The following is a 23,441-nucleotide window of genomic DNA, read 5'->3' on the forward strand; positions in this document are numbered from 1 at the left end:
ATACTTTGGTAATCTCTTTCACAGGAATCATCTCGATCTTTTTCTCGCCGACTGCTTTTGCCGCTTTTTTGAGATCAAGCTCTGCTTCAACGGGAATGACAAACACATAATACGATTTGCTCGTCCCTTGAGAAATCAATGTTTTATAGACAACGCTCTCTTCGCGACCGATCTTTTGGGCAACAGCGATTCCGTCGATTTTTCCATCATCAGTTGCATATGTCAGCATGGTGTATGCAATTTTTTCTTTATCCAATATCCGCATCGCATTCGTTTTTCCTTGCTTCACGCCATTTCACCTCCGCTATGCACTGGTCAACAAAATATAATCTATCTTAGGGGAAGGCGTTCCACTTTTCAACCAAAAAACGCCACTGACACAAGCATGTCAGCGGCGCCGCGTATTACTGAATCGTTACTTCGTCAATTTCGATATGGCCAGCAGGGCTAATCCATACACCCTGTACATTCTTTTGAATGGCAGCCAGGTTCTCGGAGAATCGGAACGGAATGAGCGGAGCTTCGTTCATTTCGATTTGTTGTGCTTTTTCATAGATTTGTTTGCGTTTTTCTGCGTCTGGTTCTCTGCGTCCTTCGTCAATCAGCTTGTCTACTTCCGGATTATTGTAGAAGGAATGATTACCAGGTGCGCCATGTGCTTTCGAATGATACAGGTTGGCCTGGTTGTAATCGGGATCGCCCGTAGCATTTCCCCATCCACTCATGAAAAGGTCTGTCTCCCCTTTGGATGCTGCATCGATATAAGCCCCGAATTCCATAACATCTAGTTGCAAGTCAATACCGATTGGCTTCAGTTGTTGCTGCAAAACCTCCGCTACGCTAATCCTTGCTTTGTTGTCATTCAACGCGATTTTTGCTTTGAAGCCGTTTGGATATCCAGCCTCTGCGAGCAATTGCTTCGCTTTCTCGACGTCATACGGAATGTCTTTTACATTCGGACTGTACCCAACCATCGCTGGTGTAATCGAGGAGTGAGCTGGTGTTCCCACGTTGTTGTAAACGCCTTCAATAATGGTCTTCTTGTCGATTGCGTGGGCAATGGCTTGGCGGACACGCACATCATCAAACGGCTTTTTCTTTGTATTCAATCCGATGTGATCGACAGAGAACCCAGGGTATCGACCCAATTGCATGGATGGAGAATTTTGTACGCGATCGATGTCCGTCACAGGCAGGTTTTCTGCCACTTGAACTTCTCCTGTCTCAACCATGGCAAGGCGAGTTGTGTCTTCCGGTACGGTTTTGAAAACGACTTTATCCAAATTTGGTGTACCGCCATAGTAGCTATCGTTTCTCACGAGAACTACTTCTTGGCCCGGCGTCCATTTTTCGAATTTGTACGGGCCCGTGCCGGTTGGATGCTTGCTCAAATCTTTTCCATATTGTTCAATGGCTTTCGGGCTGATGATGCTTCCCTCTGCACTCGCCAAAACAGATAAGAGCGGTGCATACGGGTAATTCAGAAGAAACTGTACCGTGTACTCGTCTACCACTTTTACCTCTTTGATTGCTTCAAACATATTAATCCGGCTCGAGCCAACGGCAGGGTCCTGGACGCGAGCGATCGTTGCCTTTACCGCTTCCGCATTGAAAGGTGCGCCATCATGGAACGTCACGCCTTGACGCAGCTTGAACTCCCATGTCAAATCATCGACCTGCTTCCACTCACTTGCCAGCGATGGGACGTATTTGCTTTCTTTATCCATGCGGACAAGCCCTTCGTATACTTTGTGATGAACGATTGCTGCTGAAGGAATTTGAGATAGAAAATGCGGATCGAGGTTGTTCGCATCGGACAGACGAGCGATGACGAGGGTTCCTCCTGTTTTGCCTGCTTCCGCAGTACCCCCTGCTTGTCCAGCGCTAGTGGACGTATCCTGCGCCGACGAACACCCGGCCAAAGCCGCTGATACTGCGATTGTCATGGCAATCAACGTGTGATAAAAGCTCTTCTTTTTCATCTGTGTTCCCCCAATTCTTGTTGCAAATGTTTTAGCATTCAAACATGTTTTATTTTAGATAATATTCAGTCATCATATTTTCACTTTGTTTACCTTTATTTTCAGTTTCTTTACAACTTTGTATATAAACAAAAAACTCCCCCCTATGGTAGCGAGAGAGTGATTCAAGGTATTAGCTGACAAATTCACTTTTTAACAGCCCATATATGTATTCATCATAATGTTGGCCGTTCGTATAGATCATATTTCGAAGTGTGCCCTCCAATTGAAAGCCGAGATGTTCCTGCAATCGTTTCGATGTTTCGTTAAAAGCAAAAACATGTGCCGTCACTTTCTCAGTACGCAGCTCCTGAAAAAAATAGCGGAGAAAAATGGTTACGGCTTCCGAAGCATACCCTCTGCGATGATAGTCGCGGAAAATGGCCACCCCGTATTGAAAATTTCCATTCCGGGGATCACAGTGATGCGAGTTGATCGTCCCTACCAATTCTCCATCCAAGGTTTCAATCGCAAGCCGCATATTGTCTCCGTTAGGGACTCTGGCTGCTTGTTGCTCTGTCCACACTCTCGCTCCCTCTTCTGAGCGAGGAAAATAAATGGCATCAGATGCTCTTGCACAGGAGTCAACCCCTTTCCAAAAAAAGGATACCACAGGTTGAAACAATCAACCATCCGGATTCTAGTTATACGTACCGCCATAGAAAAAAGAGAGACTCTTCAAGAATCTCTCTTCCTTTCCTACACCTTATTACGATGATCGTGTTAAAGGCTTTTTCATCATATTGACGTACTGCACCACATACAAATACTGCTGTGTCAACAACTCCGTATCCGCTTTTACTTCCTGCAAATAACGATTGCCCTCCACATGTAGGTCTTCTATCAATGAGCCGAGGAAGCTCATATCGTATTCGTTCGCGAGCTCTTGGAGTTTTTTCAGCTCCTGCAAATCTTGCTTATCAAGTTTATGGATTCCTTTGAGTAACAAGCGTTCCTGCCAATCCGTCAGCTTTTCGGTAAAGGAATATAACTCCTCCATGATTTTACGTCCACTCCCTCACCGTTATAGGTCTAATTTAAAGCTCGTCAGCGATTTGCCCTGCATGATGCTGATCGGATAAAGCCCATCTCCTATTTTTTGCACAAGCAAATACACATCGCGCAATTCTAGGAGCCGTTTGTTTTGTTCGAGATGACGTATATTGCGGGCAAATTCCCCCTGATAGGAGATGCTCAATTGGAGGGAATGACATTGCTCGTCTTCGATCGTCAAAATCAGCTCCTGCGTCTTCTGATCGAAATCGACTTGGTTGAACTGCTTCGCTTTTAATATAAAAACGGAGTCCATCGCAGTCTCAAACATATCTCCTGCCGCATCCTTCCAATCACTTGACCAGTCGCAAACGAACACCTTGCCGAGATCTAGCTCTTCAATATTGTCCCTGGGAACAAGGGTTAGCCGCGTCTCCTCACTGGAAGACAAGCGCTGCTCCCGATTCGTCTTCGCCTGTGTCAGGATGACCTGTGAATGTGAGAGCTCCTCCATCGAGATCAACCCGCCCCAGGGTACCTTGCCTTTATAGCTGTCCTTAAAGGAAAAGGATATGCCTTCATAATAGACGGGACGCGCTTCTGTATACGTGTATATCCGTTGATCAGTAAGCGAATAAAAGTAATACGTAATCCCCTTGTACCCTGAGCGCGTCTCCCATGGATTTGCTCCCAAGGCATACAGACTTAACTGTGGAACCATATGGTACTTACTCTTGAAGCTGCCGAGCAACTGCTTTTTCGCTTCAGTGTGATCGGTCTTCTCTAGCGCAAGCAAGCTAAGATACACCCGGGAAAGTCGATCGAGCAGCGCTTCTGTTGAAAACTTGACATGACGCTGAAAAAATAAGTTCAGCTCCCCATGAATGCCGCGAATGTCCTTTTCCACGCGGGGAAGATTGCCGTTATGCGCAGCGATAGCAAGCAGCTCCAGCCGTGTACAAATCGTCTGGGATAGCTTCGCCAAGCCAATGCCTAGAATCTCTGCGATCAGTGATTTGGCTTCCGCTACGACATCTGTTTCGTAGCTGACATCGGTTACGGATGCTTGTAACTGCTCACGATCCTGTAGCTGATGCATGGCCCGATAGCGTAAAATGACCTCCAGCTTGTGCAAGCAATTGCCCTTCGCCTTGCAGGTGCACATGCTCTTCCCGATCTCCGATTCACTGTCAAAAGATACGGATATATCTTGGGTGCGCAATGTCATGGTTAAAAAGGATGTTTCAACGACCTCCAGCTCCTCGAAATAGTCGAGGCGAAACAGCACTTCTTCTAGCTGCGCTGGAGTAAAAGCCTTACTGATGTGAGACGGCTGCAATTGCAACAGCCAGCTAAAGTCAGGCTTGTAGGTATCCAGCTCTTCCACACTCTCTGCCCCTGCTTGCAAATGGTTTTGGGCATAGTTGACGATGGCGATGATGACATGCTTGCATATCTTGTCAGATGGACACGAGCAGGAAAAGCGAGTAATATCCGCATAAAGTCGGCATACGCTGTCATCTGACAGCGCACACTCGACGTAATCATCCCCGAACTCGTAGGAAACGGTGATTCCTTTTTCCATTTCTTTGATAGAACGGTTGTAAATTCCTTTGTTCGCGTATTTGATCAGATACTCTTCGTTGCACAGCGCGATAAACCGATGAAATTCCGATGTGAAATCCGCCATCGTTATTTTCCTGCTGCTCGCATAACATCATAGACGGTTTCGCTGAAAATGCGTGTTGGAATATCAGTGAGCTTCAGCCGATCCACTGGTTTGAAGTAAAAATGCTTGTACTCGGCATCTTTATTCGGATAGAAAGCCAACGATTCCAGCTTCACATCCTCCATTCCTTCCCAATACGAAATGCTCGCCCCGCTGATTTTCAACTCAGCCACCATACCGTCATACAGTTTGTAAAACTCGTAATAATAACCGGCATCGAGCGGCGTTCCTTTGACCCAACCGAATTTCTCCATCATTTTCGCAAAAGCAGTAGGTGAATACGCTTCAACAGGCAGGCGGAGCAATTCATTGGCTTTTATTTCTTCTTCCGTAGGCAGGAACGCTTCACGATTCATTTGCTCGAACGGTTGCGTAATTTCGTAATCTTCCAGCTGAGTACGCCAGCCGTTCAACGTCTCTTCGTCCAGCTCCAGTGGATGAATCAAACCAATGAGCTGCTCATCTGCCAACTCATACTCATCCTCGTCCACGGTGTTAAATGTCCCATCGTCCATATAGCGGAACGTATCTACGAGCTTTCCGTCCTCGTATACGCCCCAGATTAGCCCGATTGCGAATTTTTGCATCAACACGTTCTCCACAAAGAGACGTTTCCATGCTGCCGTTGACCAATAACGCGATTTGGACAGAGACTCCTCCAGACGAAGAGATTGTACTTTCACCATATTTTTCAGGTCTTTTTTCAATTGAGCAAAAGTCAATCGCGCTTGTTCTGCCTTCTCCTGATCGTCTTTCGCCGACGGCGCAGGCAGATTTTTGACCGCTTTTCCTGTGCTGTCGTTCGTAACTTCCAGCTCCAGCTCGTTGCTCACCTTGACCGTGAAGGTACGGTCGCCGTAGTCAAACACTTGCTTGCCTGACGCATCGAAACCAAGTGTGGTAACCAGTCGGTCTTCCAATTCCATCGCGGAAATGTTCTGATTCGCAGCCGCCATGGACAGCGCCTCTTCTGCTGCTGATTTGACTTGCCTGTTTTTGATCGTACGTTTGATCTGGTCGATTAGACGCAGCGCAGTCAAATCATTCGAGAACGACAGGGCACGCACGCCATCCGCAGCCAAAGCTCCGCGAGAGTGATCTGTCCACTCCTTAATCCATTGACCAATCGTATCGACTATACGTCGGTCTCCGAAAGCCACGCAGAGCGGCATAACCCATTTTTCTTTGGCGACCGCTCCATTATCGAGCCATGTGCGCAAAACTTCTGCGCTAAAGTCAGCAACAGATGCCGCTTGCAGAGACGGTTTCAAGTCAAGTACCAACTGGTTTGGCGCTGTCGGGAAATCGATCGAAGCGGTTAGCATGTACTCCATTACTTCCTGACCCAGCTCGTTGCCGTCTTGGTCGCGAAGGACTGGCATTCGCTCCAATGGCATCCATTTAATCCGTGTCAGTTTGCGCTTGTCGGTCAGGTTGCCCAAATGGGTCAAGCTCGCATCCGGACCTTGCTCCTCGGCGTCGATAAATGTTTGCAGCAGCGTTTTAAATTTGCTGCTTTTTTCATTTGTCAGTAGCTCCTGGAAAATCTCCTTGTTATTGTCCAGGGAACGAATCGCATCCAGCGCCATTTCCTTGACCTTTGCTTTTTTCTCGGTTTGATAGACGTGCAAATAAAGCTCCTTGTCTTTGGCCTGAAGAAACGCTGCACCAGCGAGGCCGCTCACTTTTTTCGAGCTGTCAGCCAACCCGAGCAAAATCGCTTGGTTACGCAATTCCTCTGACAGCGTCTCCTTTGCCGCTAAAAGGGTTTGCGTCACAAACACGCGAAGCTCCGTGTCCAGCTTGTCAAATTGAGCCAGACTCATTTCTGGATTCGCTACGACCAACGAACGATACACCTCTTCATTGACGTCTGTGTAATAATAGTGCGTCTCCTTGATCGATAAAATCTGATAGAAAAGTGTCTGGATATCTACAGATTCGTCCTTCCGATAATGATCGATAAAGGCTGTCAATCGATCCTGGAACGCATGAGCGAAGCACATATGGCCTACTCTTCGATTGGACTTGTCTTTGTATTGGCACATGAACGGAATCAGACGCGCAATAAACGGATGGTCCACAGGCAAGAAGCTCAGCAGGATCATCTGCTGTCTTACGAGTTGTAAGTCCTCCAGATGCACATGCTCGAGCACATCCTCCAGGACAACTTTTTCATCCAAATAGTTCGCCAGCTTTGTCGAGCCCTTTGCACGTCGCAGCGCGTCTTGAATAATTCCTTCCAAAGAAGGCTGGAATTCGGAGAGATCCACACCTTCTGCCGCCAACGTTTTGTGCAAAAATCCTTTAACCATCGGGATCGAAGCAAGCTCAAGCGCTCGTTTTGATTTGGTTACGTCTTCCAGCGCCAGTTGCTTCACCTGCTCCCAATTTGTCGGCGGGGATAGCAAATGCTCGCGTAGGCCCAGCAGTAGATCGTAAGGCTCTTCCATGTGCACGAGGTCAGTAAGTCGCTTATCTTCGGACAAGATATCAAGCGGGAACATGTCAAACAAGATCTGCAAAGTGTCGTGCAGCTCCCGATCTATCTCCTCTTCCTTCTTCAGGAATGCACTGATTCCGCCTTTGACGTGAATGCGGAAATACAGCAAGCTGATGACCAGCTCCATATAACGCTTCAAATGCTTCTGGTTCAAAAGGGAGCCTTCCTTGACCTGCTCTCCCGGATAATACTTTTCTCGCAGCGCAGCCTTTTTCTCTTTGACGTATGAAGGATACAACGACTCGTTGGTCAGAAAATTGTTGCTCGAAAACTGCATGGTCACGACTTCTTTGGCAATGGCATGCAGCTCTTTTATATATTCGCGCGTATCACCTGTAACTAGGTAATAGTAGCTCGGCATAAGCTTTTCTTTTGCTTCTTCCAATAAGCTCGGAGAAATCGTGTACGCATACGAAATGAATAGTAAAAACTCGGCCCGATTAAATGTCGAGGAGTAATCACGGCTGATACTTACGCGATAATCCTCCGCGGCTTTTAACAAGAATTCGGCAAACAACGCATGTCCGAAATGCTCGATTGTTTTTCTCATGGCCTCCATTGCTTTCTGATCTGTTGCTCGGATATCAGCATCATCGATGTCCTTCATACCTTGAAGTTCGATCTGATCCAGGAAGCACTCATCCATCACATTTTTCTTATCGTAAAAACGATTGCTAGCCTTGTAGATCAGTACAGCTGCTCGATAGAAGGCCAACTCCTCGCCGCGTTTTTTCAGCTTGTCAAATTCGGATCGAACCGTATAGCTGTAAAACCGCGGGTCCTCTGCGATTGCCGGGCATTCGTCTGTGTCACCCGCAACGTAATCAGCGATTTGATCATACAAATGCTTGTTTCGATCACTTGCACTGATAAACTCCTCCACAAATTTCTTCGTAACCGGATTCAGATCTGTCTTTCGTAAAACCATTCCTTACTCCTCCTTCTCTCTATCTCTATTTGATAACCTTTCCAATCCACTGCGCGAGCTCATCGGGCGTGATCGCGGCTACATTTGCTCCCATATCACTCAATACCCTGGCAGCATGCTGGTTGTACGTAGCGTTGCCATTGAAATCCAAAGCCGTCAAGACTAAAAACTTGCAGCCTGCGTCGATAATCTCCTTGCTTTGGCGATACATTTCCTTGATCGGATAGCCTTCCTCCAAATCACTGACAAGGATAAATATCGTCTTCGATGGATTTTCGAGCAGTGTCCTTCCGTATTTGAGCGCTTGTGCAATATGAGTCCCCCCACCAAGCTGCACACTCATCAGCACATCGACCGGATCATCCAGTCTATCGCTCAAATCAACGACCTTCGTATCAAAAATAACCAAATGTGTCTTCAAGGCAGCGAGCTTGTAAAAAATACTTGCCATAACGGAGCTGTAAATCACAGAGTCCATCATACTGCCGCTCTCGTCCACAACAATGACGATGTTCCATTTGTTGTGATGCTGGATATTGCTGTGGAAATACAGCTCATCGATAATAAAACGGCTTTTTTTGTGATCGTAGTTCTTCAAATTTTTGCGAATCGTTTTATGGACATCCAGATTTTTCATCGACTTCGTATAGCCGCGTTTGTGGCGATTGCGTTTGCCGACGATGCTGGTCTGCACTTCATTTTCAAGCTGTCGCCGCAGATCGTCTACGACCTTGCGTACAATTTCCTTTGCACTTTTCACGACCTCTCCTTTCATCCTGCCTTTAAATTGGAGGATGTTTTTCAAGAGCGTCATGTTGGGCTCCATGCTTTCCAACACTTTTTTGTCTGTCAGCAGCTCTGTCATGTTATAGCGGTCCAGAGCTTGCCGCTCGAGGATTTCTACTGTCTTTTTGGGAAACAGCTTGCGAATTTTGTTCAGCCAGGAGGGAACCGTCAATGCCGAATCTCCCCGGCCACCTTCTTTTCGATAGCCTTGCTCTTCCCCGTATTCACGGTTGTATAAAAATTCAAGAATTGAGTCTAGTTCCTGATAGGAAAACTCGGATGATTGATAGACCCCACTGCCTTCCAATGATTCCTCGGCATGAGAGCCTAATAACAACCGCCAGCGATTCAAGGCTTCGCGGCTCAAATCAGGTTCCATTTGGCAAACTCCTCCTTGATCGCTTGATCGAGCATGCGGGCATCACGCAACGTCCGCTCATCGATGACTGGATTCGTGACTTGTTCTACCGTCGTTTGGAAGAGAGCTGCCACTTTTTCCGAGAGCATACTAATTTCCATTGGGCTAAAATATGTAAATGCCAATCGCAGTTCAGGCACCACCTGCAAAAAGTCGTCGTAGGCCAAGGATGTAATCATCTGATGCAGATCGCGCAAGATTTCTTCTTGATGAAAGAGGTAGTCACGAGCCACGATAAAAACGCCATGTAAATACGCGGCGGTATGCAGCATTTGCTCAGGCGAGCCGAACATATAGGCACGCGCACGTCTGGAGATTTCTGTGCGTTCGATCACTTCGAGATTGCACAAGATCGCGACCACTACCCCCTCCAGTTTCGCGGGGAGCTTGTCGTTACGCAGCAATTCCAGCAGTTGATCACTGAAAATCTCCCAGGAGTCATCCGCTTGTCTCTTCTCACTTAGCATATAGAGGAATTTGAGCTGATCGGCCAACTCATCCAGTTCGTTGGGGTTCGGGTTTCCCTGCTCGACGATTTTGGTCACAGCCTGGTAATAGACTTCTTCCACCAAATTCTCCAGCCGTTCTGTCTCGCTAAGACCGAACAACCTTTTTTGCTCCAAAAGAATCGTGAGTGTCTTCAACGTTTTGCAAAGAGAGAGAAAATGTCCATCCTGCCTAACGGACTCTACTACAGATTCAAAGAGCCTTTCTGACAGCTCTTCCAACCCCATAACGACCGCCATCAAGAGCCATTTTGCCAGCTCATGGCTCTGGTGCTGCGGCAGTTCTTTTACCATATCGGCTAGCTTATGCGCTGTTGCCTCCTTCACCGTCCCACCGTAGACCGAGCTCTCGATCAGACGTGCTTCTACAAAGGAGGAATAGCTGTAGCGCCATGTTTCACGGACAAGATTGACATTTCGGTTGTTCATCCAGTCTGGTCCGGCTTCTTTGGCGCAAAATTCTGTGCCCAAGAACTGCATGCAGTGAAAAAACTGGCTGGCTTCGCGATGCGACTTTTTGGCATAAAGCTCTAGCACCTTTTGATTGCGCCCTGTCGTCGTGATCGCGAGCTTTAGCGATTTACATCTGTCTTTGCAATCGCGAACGATGGGCACATCTAGTGAATTTGGCGCAACCTCACCGATTCCGTCCCCTGTCAACAGCTCTCGCAATGTCTCGATCGGCTGTAAGGTTGCAATCGAGCGTTCGCCTTTTGTAAAAGCAGAGAGAACGGAATCGATCAACTCATAGGCACCGCCCTCCGCCTTTTCCCGCATGACAGCCAAGCCGTTCATGAGGCTGTACGCTTCGATCGCATCCGCAGTCGACGTCGTTTCTCCCTTGCCACGTAGTTTTTTGAGTAGTTGCGGGAGGTACACCAACGCGCTTTTCGAGAAGGGAGCAGGCTCCTTCTTCTCCAATGCCTTCCACACACTCTCGTAGTAGTGAACGTACGGCATCCCGCTTGCGTATCCATTCAACTGATCTGCTTCCTGGTACGTGTACACCATCGGATATATTTTTTCTTCCTGCACCTTTTGGATCTTGTAGGAAGTCTTGCGTTCCTCGATGAGTCCGTATGTATGAAAGCCCCCGGTCACCACGAGTATTCTCGCATGCTTGTGCTTGGCCTCTGCAATTTTTTGACGCATGTGCGCCTCGCGAATCAAATCGCCTTCCGCCTCCAAAGTGGCGTCATCATAGCATTTTCGAGACAGGTAGCAGTAGGCAAAGACATCTTTGACGAAATCCTGCGTCTTTTTGCGGATACCATCAATCTCAAAAACCTTTTCCCACAGCTCATCGAAGTTCCGGCATCTCATCGTCTGGCTTAATCGCTGAATGAACTGCGAGCCAGCCAGCATGCGCTCATCGTGATAGGACAGCTTTTCATTCTTCTTTTTTAAATCATGGCCGTCTTCCAAGCTTTCCAGGCGGCTTCCGTAGCTTAGATCAATGAAAGCAGCAGGTATCTGCCGGCGTTTTGCTTCGAGCAAGGCTACATATTCCGGCGAATACAGAAGAAACGGAAAGTAACAGACGTATTTTTGCTCCCCTGAGGCGTACGCATAATAAATGCTCACAGGAGGCTTCGTCCGTTCATCCGTCAAAATCGGAATGATATGATTGCTATGGTCCGGTCCTTCAATCAGAATGATTTCCGGTTGATACTCTTCGATTGTTTTTTTTAAATGAAACGCGCAGGCAGGACTATGATGACGTACCGGGAAATAGACGACCTGTTTGTTGAGGTTGTAGACCTCTTCTTCGACGAATGATTTTATGAAGCGGTCTTGACCGTTTATTTGATCCATTTCTTCTCGTTGTAATAAGTTCCCCATAGACCCTCTTCCTTTGCCCGTTCTTTGACCACTTTGGTAAAGTAGGTTTTCAGGATATTTGCGTCCTTTTGGTTTTCTTTGACGACCGCTCCCAGCATGTTCTGCACCAGTCGATCCATGGAAATCGGCCTGCCATCATAGTAATGCGACGTCATTGCACTTTGGACATAGACGGATACGGCTTCGGCTGTACTCATCACGGATTGAGGGGAATCGATTTTGAATCCTTCCTTGGTCTCGCCCATGCGTAACTCCATGAAGGTCGTCGCCAAGATTTCAACCACATCCCGATCGATTTCGATGTTTACGCCACTTTGCTCCAGAATCACTTTTGCTTGGGATTCGATAATTTGCGCTTCCATTTTCACATGATTAATCGGCGCGATTGTCTCGAAGTTAAAACGTCGTTTGAGCGCGCTGCTCATTTCATTGACACCTTTGTCCCGCAAGTTCGCTGTTGCAATGATATTAAAACCGGGCTTCGCAAACAGGATGCCGTCTGACAGCTCGGGAATGTTCATCACCTTGTCGCTCAAAATACTAATCAACACGTCTTGAACCTCAAACGGACAACGGGTAATCTCTTCAAAACGGGTAATGATTCCCTTGCTCATTCCGGTGTATAACGGGGAAGGAACCAGCGCTTGCAGAGAAGGACCTTTGTCCAGCAGCATTGCGTAGTTCCAGGAGTATTTGATCATATCCTCTGTCGTTCCCGCGGTGCCTTGGATCGTATTCGTGCTCGTACCGGAGATGGCCGCAGACAGCAGCTCAGACAGCATCGTCTTTGCCGTTCCAGGCTCACCGACGAGCATCAAGCCACGATTGCCTGCCAATGTGACGATGGCACGCTCAATAAGCACATCGTCTCCATAGAACTTCTTCGTAATCGGTATACTTTCACCCTCATAAGAGAGGGGTTCATCCGTTCCTAAAATAAAATCGCGCACAGCTCTCGGCGACATCAGCCAATTGGGAGGTTTTGTCCCTGTATCATGGGATCGCAGCGCATTCAGCTGTTTCGCATATAACACTTCCATAGGTGGCTTCATTGTTTCCATCCAAATGCCCACTCCATTTCTGGTTGTACTTGAAAAATAAGGGATACTATAAAAAATGAAAACATATGTTTGTCAGGAAAAGAAGGGTATTTGTACCCAATATTAGGAAAGATATGTGAAAAGCTGTGAAATGAGTACTACATGCTAAAAAGCGCCTTGGGTCCCCAAGACGCTTTTCTCGCTTTTTTTGAAGAGTTTTTTTACAACGACGTCCGCAAGCTCCAAAGCTCCGGGAAAAAACGGTGATCAAGCGCTCTGCGTAAGTACATGACGCCTGATGATCCTCCAGTCCCCGGCTTTTGGCCTATGATGCGCTCGACTGTCGTCATATGGTTAAAACGCCATTGTTGTTGCTGGCTGGCGATGTCCACCAGTTTTTCTGCCAACTCGTACAAATCCCAATACTGGTTGACATTTCGATACACGGTCAGCCAGGCTTGCTCTACACTATGATTTGGTTGATATGGCTGTGACCAGTCTCGCTCTAAACATTCTGGATCAATTGGCAAGCCACGAGCGGCCATTTCCCTGATTGCCGCATCGTAAATGCTGGGCTGCTGCAAGGCTGCACTCATCTTGGCGTGAAGTTCTGGTTGATGCGCATACACCGCCAGGACATGCTGGTTCTTATATCCTAGCGTAAATTCAATGAATCGATTTTGATAAGATTGAAAACCGGACGAATGACCCAGCTTGTCACGGAATTGGAGGTAGTCGGCTGGTGTCAATGTAGAAAGGACATCCCACGATTTAATCAATTGCTGCTGGATACGCGAGACACGCGCGAACATTTTGAAAGCAGGCTCCAGGTCGTGATTGCTGATGCATTCATTTGCTGCTGACAGTTCGTGCAAAATTTGTTTCATCCATAGCTCACTCACCTGATGAATGATAATAAACAGCATTTCATCATGATGGGTAGATTGACAGCGTTGACTCGACAAGATTTGATCGAGCTGTAAATAATCGCCGTACGTCATTTCTTTTTGGAAATCCGTATGAATCTGTGCCTCCAATGAAGTGTCGTTCGGTTGATTACTTCCTTGTTCATGTGGTCTCATCGCGGCATGACCTCCTTTCCCATCTAATTCCTTTCCACCCCTCGTTCCTCCTGCTGAATCTCCCTCCTTCTTACCCGATTTTATTTCGCTGCTTCCAAATATTTCAAATCGATTAAGCCATCGATTTTATTACTGGTAATATAACCGGCTTCCTGGCTGATATCTGCCATTTCCTGAATAACCTTTTCATTGACCGCCGTTGTTACTTCCAAACGGGAAAAGGCTGCCTGTACTTCTTTTTTGCTCAGCTCTTTGCCAGTCAGATTTTTCAAATGCTTGATGATCAGGTCTTGGCTTTCTTCAGGATTTTCCTGAATAAATTTGACTGCCTTTTTATGTGCTTGCAGGTAAGCGGTTGCCAATCCTTCTCGTTTCAAAAATTCATCGCTGGCTGCTACCACGGTATTCGTTGATTCTTTTCCCCAAGCGAATTGATCCCAGTCCAGAAGCAATTTTCCTCCTGCCTGATTTTCCAGTACATATCCCCACGGCTCCTGAGTTGCTGCACCATCTACGGATTTTTGCACGAATAATGCTGCCGTATCAGCTGGAGCCGCCGCATACAGTTCCACATCTCCACCATTCGTCGTCGGTTTCAGACCAACCTCATTCAGTGCTTTTCTGAGCATGACATCCTGTGTGCTGCCGATTACCGGAATCGCGATTTTTTTGCCTTTTACATCTTTTAGTTCCGTAATATTGGTTGAATCATTCATGACGAGCACAGCTCCGCCATTGACCGCACCTGAAATCAAACGATACCCGGGATGCTTGACATAAAAGTTCAAAAGAGGACCAGGTCCGACTGTTCCTACATCAATTGCTTTGGTAGCCATCGCTTCCATAAATAATCCGCCATTGGTGACCGTTTTTGTTTGGATCTTCACATCCGCACCGAAGGCTTCCTTGAAATAGCCTTTTTCCAGCGCGATAATCGTTGCGCTATGGGTCAGGTTTGGGAAATATCCGATTCTTACTTCCTTCTCAGAGGATTCTGCTCCGCCTATAGAGCACCCACTCGCAATCCCCATCAATAATAGGGATGCGACAACGGTACTGAACACTTTTTTAAGCATGTGACGACACACTCCCTTAGCCATTTTTCTTTTATGAATGGACTCCCCACTTCATCTGAACGTTGCGTTCGATGCGTGAAAAGACAACATTATCGACGATGGTACCGATGATCGCAATAATGATCATCACAGATATCACCAAATCCATTTGTCCAAGTGAACGTCCCATCTCGAGCAATTGACCGAGACCACCGCCACCCCCGAGCAATTCACCAGCCATGAGTGCCCGCCAGGAAAATGCCCAAGCGATTCGAAGTCCGGAGATGATCTGCGGTACGGATGCAGGAAGAATGACTGTTCGTACAAAGTGAAAGCCAGTCGAACCGTACGTCCTGGCTACCCGCTGATAGAGCGGCGGGACATTTTTGAAACCGCTAGTCGCGTTGACCGTCATCGTCCAGGTCGCCCCGATCGTCACGATGAAAAGAATGGAGAAGTCATTTAAGCCAAACCAGATAATCGCAAGCGGGAACCAGACAATACTCGGGATAGACTGAAGCGCAGTCACCACAAAGCCAAGCGTGTCTTCTACGAGTTTGTACCTCCAAATGAAGTAGCCCAATATCAGTCCGACGATAATCGCAATGAGAAAGCCCAACAGGATTCGTCCCATGCTTTTTCCAATCGCAGCGGTAATTTGCCCGCTTATCAGTCCATTTACGAGTGTTTCAAAAACCTGGGTCAAGCTGGGAAACATGAACGATGGCAGCCCAGATAACCTAGATGTGACTTCCCATATCGCCGCTATCATAGCGATGAAGATGACCCGTCTTAAAGCTGTAGTCATTGCCCATTTCCTCCTTCAGCACCTTTTCTATCTCTTCTTGCAGGATCGACAGCACCTTCTGCTCCGTGTTTAATGTCACACTGTCCGGCATGACTCCATCGCGCATGGCAGGAACCGCAATGATCTCCTTGATTTTGCCTGGGCGTGTGGCAAAAACGACGATCCTCTCGGCAAGCTGAACGGCCTCCCGGATATTATGGGTGACGAAAAATATCGTGACCTTGGTCTTCCGCCAAATCTCAAGCAACTCCTTATGAAGAACCATCCGCGTCTGTTCGTCCAGCGCCGAGAATGGTTCATCCATCAGCAAAATATCGGGTTCCATGACAAGTGCCCGAGCTATGGCTACACGTTGCTTCATCCCGCCGGAGAGCTGATGGGGATAGGAATGAACATACTTGCTTAAATGGACCATTTTGAGCACTTCCAACGCCTTTTCGTTGGCTTTCGTTGCAGACATTTTCTTCAACTTGAGTCCATATGTAACATTTCCCAAAACTGTCAGCCACGGAAATAATCCCGCTTCTTGAAAAACGACGACTCTGTCCGGACCGGGCTTATTCACTTTGTTGCCAGCAACGTGTATGTCACCGCTGTCCGGTTGATCTAATCCGGCTATTAAGTAGAGCAGCGTTGACTTTCCACAGCCAGAGGGTCCGACAATGGAAACGAAGCTGCCCTTTTCTACTTCCAGATTGATATCATCCAGCACCTTTACTTTTTGTTTCTGCTCATTCAAAAAATGTTTCGTAACATTATCAATAGTCAGATACATGGCTGCACCTCTTTTTTATTCCAACTTTGTCGATGGGGATTATGAATAAATAATGATTAATCCTATCGTTTTTGTCAACTATAATCCAATAAAAAAGGGAAGGCGGCGGGCACCTTCTCCTATTCAATGCAGTATCCAAGTATTATGTGCAGCATTACACATCGTCTTCTTTCACTACTCTTTTTTCCCCTACAACTTCGTCGGATCAAATCTTCTCTCATCCAAATAAGCGCGCGCATGCCCCCAGAAATACTTGCTTGGCTGCATGTAGATTTCCAGACCTGCCCGCTCGATTGTACGATTTGCCTCTTCATTGGCTTCTTTGAGGATTTGCTTTTCATCCACAGTCAAAACACGGCGCTCGTCCATAATCAGCTTACCATCGACTATGACATGGTTCACATCTCCACCGACTGCCTGATAAACGACACGATGGACGTGCATGTTCTCCGGATTCAAGTGGGCCTGATGCATATTTACAGTAATGACATCCGCTTTTTTACCTGCCTCAAGCGACCCAAGCTCGTCATCCCAGCCGACACAGCGAGCTGCATCGATCGTTACCATTTCCAGCAGCTTGCCCGGGGGGAGGTAATAATAATCGCGCAGCGCCGCTTGTTGCAGCAATTGCATTCTGCGCATGGCCTGGAACATGTCAAAAGGAGTCATCGGCGAAGTACCGTCTGTCGTGATCGCAACGGTCGCTCCCATCTCCAGCAGTTCCGTAATGGGTGTGCGTGCATTGATTTGACCAAAACCAGGAGAAGCACTCACATTCGTTCCTGTTTCGGCCAAAATCTTCGCCTCGTCAAAAGAAATTCCCCGACAATGCTGCAAGTGTACGTCTGGACCAAGCAGCGCGTACTCTTTGTCTTGGATCGCGAGGTGAATCATGCCTCCAAAAGCATCGGAATGGATGCGCGTGTCGTACTTTTTCGCAATCTCCCTGATTTTTCGTGCTTGGTAGCGGTCGAAATCGGTTAAGCCGAACAATTGGTCAGCTGGTGTCGGATAGGACGGATTGACAGAGGTCACGATGACAAACGGAGTTATGTACGCTCTAGTTTTATCGTTATTCGCGTGATTCAGGGCTTCGATCACTGCTTCTGCCCCAGCGAGCACTTGCTCATAGGTGACTTCCTTTGTTACTTTTTGTCCATCGACCCAACGGCTGAAGGGATGCGGCCACGGTGGATTGCATGGACCTGTCGCCACGATTTCGCGAACACCAACCTCGTTGTATGCTTTGGCGTGATTCAAGGCAAAGATCGGATCATCTGAGCGCGGCATCGAGCCCAGGACGCTAACACCTGTTGTAATCCCAGCTTTAAGTCGCTCCAGTGCTGACAGCTTTCCCTCGTAGTACCAGAAATCGTCTGTCACGTAATGCTTGTAAGTGTTGGTCATGATTGGCATCCAGTCGTTGATATTATCTGTCGCAATCGTTTTGAACAACGAATGTCCACCATGACCATGTGCGTCAACGAAGCCTGGCAGTATACAATGATGCGCGCAGTCGACTACCTTTTGCGCGGGATACTTGTCTTTTAGAAGTTGAGTGTCGCCTACCTCCAAAATTCTTCCTTTATCAATGGCGACTGCCCCGTCCTGTAATACCCGACGGTCTTTGTCCATGGTAATGACTACACCGTTTACGAGTAACAAATCGATCAAGTTGCATCTCCTCCAGACTCAAGAATAAGGGCGGTGCCCATGTCACCTACTCCCCCTTCCTACACCTTACCGCACTTTCGACACTTTGTATTTGCAAGAAAATTACAACTTTTTATAATATGTTTACCTGTTGGTTCCAAATGGAAAAACCACCTTCCCTTGAAGGAAAGATGGTTTGAAGGTTTTAGGCATCCGCTTTTCGCTTGCGTAGGAAAAAAAAGAGAAAGGTTATCCCCGCAAATGCCAGTACAACATAAACGACATTGGAATATAGATCGAAATAGTACAGAATCTCTTCCCACGATTCCCCCAATAAGTGCCCAGCCATCACTAGGACGATGTTCCAAATAAGCGTACCGAGTGTTGTAAATAGCAAAAACAGTGGGAAATTCATTTTGGTCATACCAGCAGGAATGGAAATCAGACTTCTGATTAATGGGATCATGCGGCAAAAAAAGATCGTCCAATACCCGTATCGGTCGAACCATTCATTCGCTTTATGGATATCTGCCGTTTTAATGCGCAGAAGATGCCCCCATCTCTCTACGATCTTCTCTATTTTTTGGACGTCTAGGTAATAACCGATACCATAGAGCATGATTGCCCCAATCACCGAACCAATTGTCGCTGACACGATTACACCAATAACCGTTAAGGATGATTGTGTCGTCATAAATCCACCGAAGGTCAAGATCACCTCAGAAGGGATGGGTGGAAAGATGTTTTCCAGTGCCATCATGAGCAAGATACCGAAGTAACTATATTGTTCAATAATTTGGGTCATCCAGTTCTGCATGCTATCCCTCACAATTATTTACCAATGCTTATCTCTCCAGTATAGAGACACGCGTTGCATAGTTCAATCAAAAGCGATAATCTTTTCCTTTATTTCAATACGAAAGAAGGAAGGCTTGGGTTACCTTTCCTCTGAAAATTTTCATTTTCGAACTCAATGTGACTGGGACAGCCTTCCATACATTCCCATAGAAAATTCCAGCAACTGATGTTCTCCATGAAAAAAAGGACGGCTATGTGTGCGTCCTTTTTTTCGTGTTTCACTCTGATTCTGTTCTGGCGTGCTATTCCTTCTGCCTAGACCAGTAAATCAATGTTTCGTCCCTCTTTATTTCTGTAAAGCCCATTTTGACCAATATTTTTGCGGAATCTATGTTATCTAGCAAGCACTTCGCCGTAATCTTTTTCACATCTGGCTGCAACAACGCCCAATTCGCTAGGCCTTCTGCCGCCTCATACGCGTAGCCTTTTTTTCGCTCGGCTTCAATAATTCCATAGCCGATGTCCACTTCTCCATCCGCATTTGGGACTCCCTTGAACCCTACATCGCCGATAATCTTCATGCCATCCTTTGTAATGATCATCCACGATTCAAATCCTGTCGATTCCCCTGTGAGTTCGAGTGCTTTGATGATTTTGGGTATCGTTTCCATCGCATCCTCATCAGGCCAGCCTTTGCCTAATGTAAACCCCATATCCAATAACTCTTCGTAATTTTCTTGCAAAATATTCGTTGCTATTCTATGTGTAAATGGAATCAATTTGAGCCGTTGTGTATGAATGCTTTTTTCATTCATGGACAGGTACCCCTTCCTCTTTCCTTTATGTCGGTGACGATTTTTACGTTGGATTTACTCTCCATATGTTTTTTCAGAAAGGGTCTATTCCTACACCTCAGCTACTCTTTCAATACTCCGATAGGAAGAATCACTCGGGCACTCCCATTATAGCATGATTTTCCACCCCCTTTTTTCAGAACGAATTGAATATTGATTAATCCGCATCTTTTCCGAATAATGAGAGATAACAAATGATGATGGACACCACAAAATCCAGTTGGTAAGGAGTGAAAACATGTCCACAAAGCTAAACACTGAGCTTGTCCGCATTCAGCCCTGGGCGGATCACGATCTTCCCTTGCTGCGTCTTTTGAATGCACCTGCCATGATGGACCATCTTGGAGGCCCGGAGACGGAGGAGCAGCTCCTTGCTCGGCACGAACGATACGTCAATAAGGACGGACAGCTAACGAGCAAGATGTTCAGCATCGTACTGCTGCCAGATCACACCCCTGTCGGAAGCATTGGCTATTGGGATCGTATCTGGCAAGGAGAAAACGTATACGAAGTAGGCTGGAGCGTCCTGCCCCCCTTTCAAGGAAAAGGAATCGCCTCTGTGGCTTTAGCCTCACTCATCACACGCATCAACCAAGAACGAAGACACCAGTTTATTCATGCCTATCCCTCCGTGGACAACCCTGCCTCCAATGCCATTTGCCGTAAGCTCGGTTTCACTCTGCAATCAGAATGCGTCTTTGAATACCCTCCTGGAAGTTTTATGCGCTCCAATGATTGGCGATTAGAAGTTGCATCGGGACATTTCCCCATTGAAAAAGTCCGGGAGCAATTCCCTGCGCTGCAACGAACTTACAAAGGCAAACCAGTTGTTTATTTGGATGGCCCAGGCGGTTCGCAAGTCGTAAAATCCTCCATGGACGCGATCTATCGCTATATGGCGAACGGTGGAGCGAATTTACACGGCTCCTTTCCAACCAGCAAGGAGACAGAAGCCATCCTTGCAAATGCCAAGCAAGCCGTAGCAGACCTATTCCACGTGGGGCCGCAGGAGGTAGCCTTCGGTGCGAATATGACCACGCTGACCTTTGCGATTGCCCGAGCATTAGGTCGACATTGGAAAGAAGGAGATGAGATTATCGTCTCCGAGATGGATCACCGTGCCAATGTAGACCCGTGGCTGACTGTTGCCGCAGATCGCGGAATGACCGTTCGGTGGTTGAAGGTGAATAAAGAGACACTTACGTTACACCTAGATGAGCTCGATACCTTACTGACTTCCAGAACCAGACTTGTGGCAGTCGGACTTGCTTCCAATGCTGTCGGAACGATCCACGACCTCGCTGCCATTTCCCAAAAAGCACGTGCAAAAGGAGTCATTGTCGCTGTCGACGCCGTGCATGCGGTCCCTCACTTCTCTATCCATCGTGACGAGATCGGAGCCGATATCCTGCTCTGTTCCGCCTACAAGTTTTTTGGCCCTCATGTAGGAATCGCTGTCATCCGCAAAGAAATTTTTGAAGCACTCGATGTTTACAAATTGGTTCCTGCCCCCTCTTCATTTCCAGATAAACTAGAAACCGGAACCCAAAATCATGAAGGGATCGCAGGAATCAGACCGGCTATCGAATTTGTTGCGTCGCTTGGTTTCGGTGATAGCTTCGCTGAAAGAATCCGCTCTGGTTACGAGGTGATCGAAGCCTATGAAAATCGGCTGGCAGAAAAGCTGCGAAAAGAACTAGGCGCAATGAAGGGTGTCACACTCTATCAAGCGGGTGAAGATGTACCGAAGACACCGACGATCGCTTTTCGGATCGAAGGGTTTTCTCCCCAAGAAATATGTGAGCGATTGTGCGAGGAGCATAGCATATTCGTTGCGGACGGAGACTTCTATGCGACAACACTCGCCAATTGTTTGGGAATCAATGAAAGCGGCGGCTGGATACGGGCGGGGCTGGCACCGTACAATACCCACGAGGAAATAGACCGTTTCATTCAAGGTATCCAAGCCATGATAAGGGCATAAAACAAGACCCGGGTCAACGCGACTCGGGTCTTCCACGTTTTTATCCATGCAGCACGCCCTGAAATCTGGCGCGAGGGCGATAGTGCCCGACCGGAATTTGGATCAAGCAGGTTTTCTCTTCGGTCTCTAGGTTGTATAGATCATCGCAATTTTCCACGTCAAATCCGAGTAGCGGATGGCCCCCCATTCCACACGTGAACGCGGCCAAAAGCAATTGATGAACGACGATTCCCGCCTCCAAATGTTGGATGCGATACCCTCTAAACCCTAGCTGATTAATCAAATGATCGCGATTACCCACCACATGAAAGCAGAGCGGCACTTGATACAAATTCACGTTGTCCAGAGTCATTCCGTCTTGAAGGCGTGCTCGTAAATCTCCATAGACAATTGGATAAAGAGCGTGCTCCAGTGGATCGTAAGCGTATGCCCCATCTTGTATTCCTTCTACCTGATGAATGCTTACAAAGAGAGAAAGCCTTCTCGACGCTGCTTCCAGATTTTTTCCCAAATCATTGCCGTACAACAGAGCACTCATCGTCATTTCCATGATACGCGCTACCTGATCCTTGTCTGTTTTCCTCCTGATAAAGTCCATTTCCGGTGAAAAACGCTCCCGGCAATATTGCACCAGATCATAGCTTGGTTTCTGCAAACGCGGGAGAAGGATTCGCTCATCGGAACGACGAGACCACTTGCTTTCTAACTCATCCGAATAATGTGTAAACGAATGGGTAGATTCCTGCATGGCAGCTTGATTTATTTGCAGGAGCGCAGGATATTTTCTCATTCTTTTTGAGCGCATCACTTGCACGTACTTTTGCTCAGGCAGTTCCCTGATTAGCTCGCTTGCCGTCACCTCTCCTCTCTCTGTCCATTGTGCCGATGAGTGCGAATGCCTCTCCCCTTCTGTTTGAAGCGATAAGGGAACTACCGCGTAGACACTCTCTTGATCGTCAGACAATCCTAGCAGTGTATTTATCGCTCTATCCAGGAACTGGTAATACACCGCAGTCGTTACATCGAACTGGTTTGCCATTTCCTGCAATTGTCCAAGCAGTACACCAGCATCAAGGCCCTGCAATCGATAGGAAAACTCATCATACTTAAAAAAGTTCTTCCAAAAATAGATGGATACGAACGCAACTCCAAAGCAATCCTGTACCGGACAACTGCCGCCAAGCGCTCGGCTTAGAAAGTGATCAAAATTTCCTTCGCGCAATTGTACGAGTCTGTGATGGGCCACATCGTAGTGGTATAGTCCCGGAGGAATACTCGACAGCTTCAAATACACGTACAGCTCACTCGGATAGAGCGCCCCTCCAGATGCAACCGGTCTTCGATTCGTTACAAGTGGCAAAAACGACTCAGATCCTGCATCTGCCGAAGTCGTGGTTAACAACGATTGGCTGATTTGGGTGAGGCCATAGCTATACCATAACCAAGCGCCCAATTGAGGAAGAGACATCTCTTGTGAAACCGTTTGATCTACGAGTGATAGAGGCACTTCTTCTGGCAGTGGAATGACAGGTAGCCCCCTGTACAGCTTGTATGTCAGTGGCGCATCCCCCCAATCCACCTCGAGATCACTTGGTCTGGCGTTTTCTGTATCAAAATGAAGGCGGTACAAGAAATTTTCGAGACTCATCCGGCTCACTCCCAGATG

At 47.3% G+C, this 23,441-nt stretch carries 18 protein-coding genes; 1 reads left to right on the forward strand and 17 read right to left on the reverse strand.

Annotated elements, in window-relative coordinates; translation table 11 throughout:
- The 16 genes from HP568_RS05675 to HP568_RS05750 form a co-directional block, all read right to left on the reverse strand.
- Window positions 1-289, reverse strand: a 289-nt coding sequence (locus tag HP568_RS05675; RefSeq protein WP_309142206.1) for a YbaK/EbsC family protein, incomplete at its 3' end; no start/stop codon positions are given.
- Window positions 290-404: 115 nt separating this feature from the next.
- A complete protein-coding gene (locus HP568_RS05680) occupies window positions 405-1,982 on the reverse strand; it encodes a glutathione ABC transporter substrate-binding protein (RefSeq protein WP_048032847.1) in 1,578 nt (525 codons plus the stop codon).
- Window positions 1,983-2,154: 172 nt separating this feature from the next.
- Window positions 2,155-2,634 (reverse strand): GNAT family N-acetyltransferase, encoded by a 480-nt coding sequence (locus HP568_RS05685; protein WP_309142208.1) that lies wholly within the window; start codon window positions 2,632-2,634, stop codon window positions 2,155-2,157.
- Between the two features lie 96 nt (window positions 2,635-2,730).
- On the reverse strand, window positions 2,731-3,021 hold the full coding sequence (locus tag HP568_RS05690; protein WP_173628573.1) for a hypothetical protein: 291 nt from the start codon (window positions 3,019-3,021) through the stop codon (window positions 2,731-2,733).
- Window positions 3,022-3,045: 24 nt separating this feature from the next.
- Entirely contained in the window at window positions 3,046-4,704 is a 1,659-nt protein-coding gene (locus HP568_RS05695) for a hypothetical protein (RefSeq protein WP_173628574.1), read from the reverse strand.
- Window positions 4,705-4,706: 2 nt separating this feature from the next.
- Entirely contained in the window at window positions 4,707-8,174 is a 3,468-nt protein-coding gene (locus tag HP568_RS05700) for a DUF4132 domain-containing protein (RefSeq protein WP_173628575.1), read from the reverse strand.
- A 25-nt stretch (window positions 8,175-8,199) separates the two neighbouring features.
- On the reverse strand, window positions 8,200-9,339 hold the full coding sequence (locus tag HP568_RS05705) for a VWA domain-containing protein (RefSeq protein WP_048032842.1): 1,140 nt from the start codon (window positions 9,337-9,339) through the stop codon (window positions 8,200-8,202).
- Window positions 9,324-11,726, reverse strand: coding sequence for a DUF5682 family protein (locus HP568_RS05710; RefSeq protein ID WP_173628576.1), 2,403 nt, complete (start codon window positions 11,724-11,726; stop codon window positions 9,324-9,326). Before HP568_RS05710 ends, HP568_RS05705 begins: the two co-directional genes overlap by 16 nt.
- Entirely contained in the window at window positions 11,687-12,787 is a 1,101-nt protein-coding gene (locus HP568_RS05715; RefSeq protein WP_173628577.1) for an ATP-binding protein, read from the reverse strand. Before HP568_RS05715 ends, HP568_RS05710 begins: the two co-directional genes overlap by 40 nt.
- A gap of 200 nt (window positions 12,788-12,987) precedes the next feature.
- A complete protein-coding gene (kynA, locus tag HP568_RS05720) occupies window positions 12,988-13,848 on the reverse strand; it encodes a tryptophan 2,3-dioxygenase (RefSeq protein ID WP_048032839.1) in 861 nt (286 codons plus the stop codon).
- Window positions 13,849-13,928: 80 nt separating this feature from the next.
- Window positions 13,929-14,924, reverse strand: a complete 996-nt coding sequence (locus HP568_RS05725; RefSeq protein ID WP_173628578.1) for an aliphatic sulfonate ABC transporter substrate-binding protein — start codon at window positions 14,922-14,924, stop codon at window positions 13,929-13,931.
- 31 nt (window positions 14,925-14,955) lie between these two features.
- Window positions 14,956-15,711: an ABC transporter permease gene (locus tag HP568_RS05730; protein WP_048032837.1), complete on the reverse strand. Its 756-nt coding sequence runs from the start codon at window positions 15,709-15,711 to the stop codon at window positions 14,956-14,958.
- On the reverse strand, window positions 15,644-16,486 hold the full coding sequence (locus HP568_RS05735; RefSeq protein WP_173628579.1) for an ABC transporter ATP-binding protein: 843 nt from the start codon (window positions 16,484-16,486) through the stop codon (window positions 15,644-15,646). Before HP568_RS05735 ends, HP568_RS05730 begins: the two co-directional genes overlap by 68 nt.
- Window positions 16,487-16,675: 189 nt before the next feature.
- Window positions 16,676-18,160: an amidohydrolase family protein gene (locus HP568_RS05740; protein WP_173628580.1), complete on the reverse strand. Its 1,485-nt coding sequence runs from the start codon at window positions 18,158-18,160 to the stop codon at window positions 16,676-16,678.
- A 184-nt stretch (window positions 18,161-18,344) separates the two neighbouring features.
- Window positions 18,345-18,956, reverse strand: a complete 612-nt coding sequence (locus HP568_RS05745; protein WP_048032835.1) for a DedA family protein — start codon at window positions 18,954-18,956, stop codon at window positions 18,345-18,347.
- A gap of 283 nt (window positions 18,957-19,239) precedes the next feature.
- Window positions 19,240-19,752: a GNAT family N-acetyltransferase gene (locus tag HP568_RS05750; protein WP_173628581.1), complete on the reverse strand. Its 513-nt coding sequence runs from the start codon at window positions 19,750-19,752 to the stop codon at window positions 19,240-19,242.
- 277 nt (window positions 19,753-20,029) lie between these two features.
- On the opposite strand from HP568_RS05750, the gene HP568_RS05755 reads away from it, so the two are divergent.
- Window positions 20,030-21,775: a cysteine desulfurase-like protein gene (locus HP568_RS05755; RefSeq protein WP_173628582.1), complete on the forward strand. Its 1,746-nt coding sequence runs from the start codon at window positions 20,030-20,032 to the stop codon at window positions 21,773-21,775.
- A gap of 40 nt (window positions 21,776-21,815) precedes the next feature.
- Here HP568_RS05755 and HP568_RS05760 read toward each other — a convergent pair whose 3' ends face one another.
- Window positions 21,816-23,423 (reverse strand): SagB family peptide dehydrogenase, encoded by a 1,608-nt coding sequence (locus tag HP568_RS05760; protein WP_173628583.1) that lies wholly within the window; start codon window positions 23,421-23,423, stop codon window positions 21,816-21,818.
- Between the last annotated feature and the right edge of the window lie 18 nt (window positions 23,424-23,441).

The sequence above is a fragment of the Brevibacillus sp. MS2.2 genome (genome assembly GCF_013284345.1).
In the GTDB taxonomy this organism is placed as follows: Bacteria; Bacillota; Bacilli; order Brevibacillales; family Brevibacillaceae; genus Brevibacillus; species Brevibacillus brevis_C.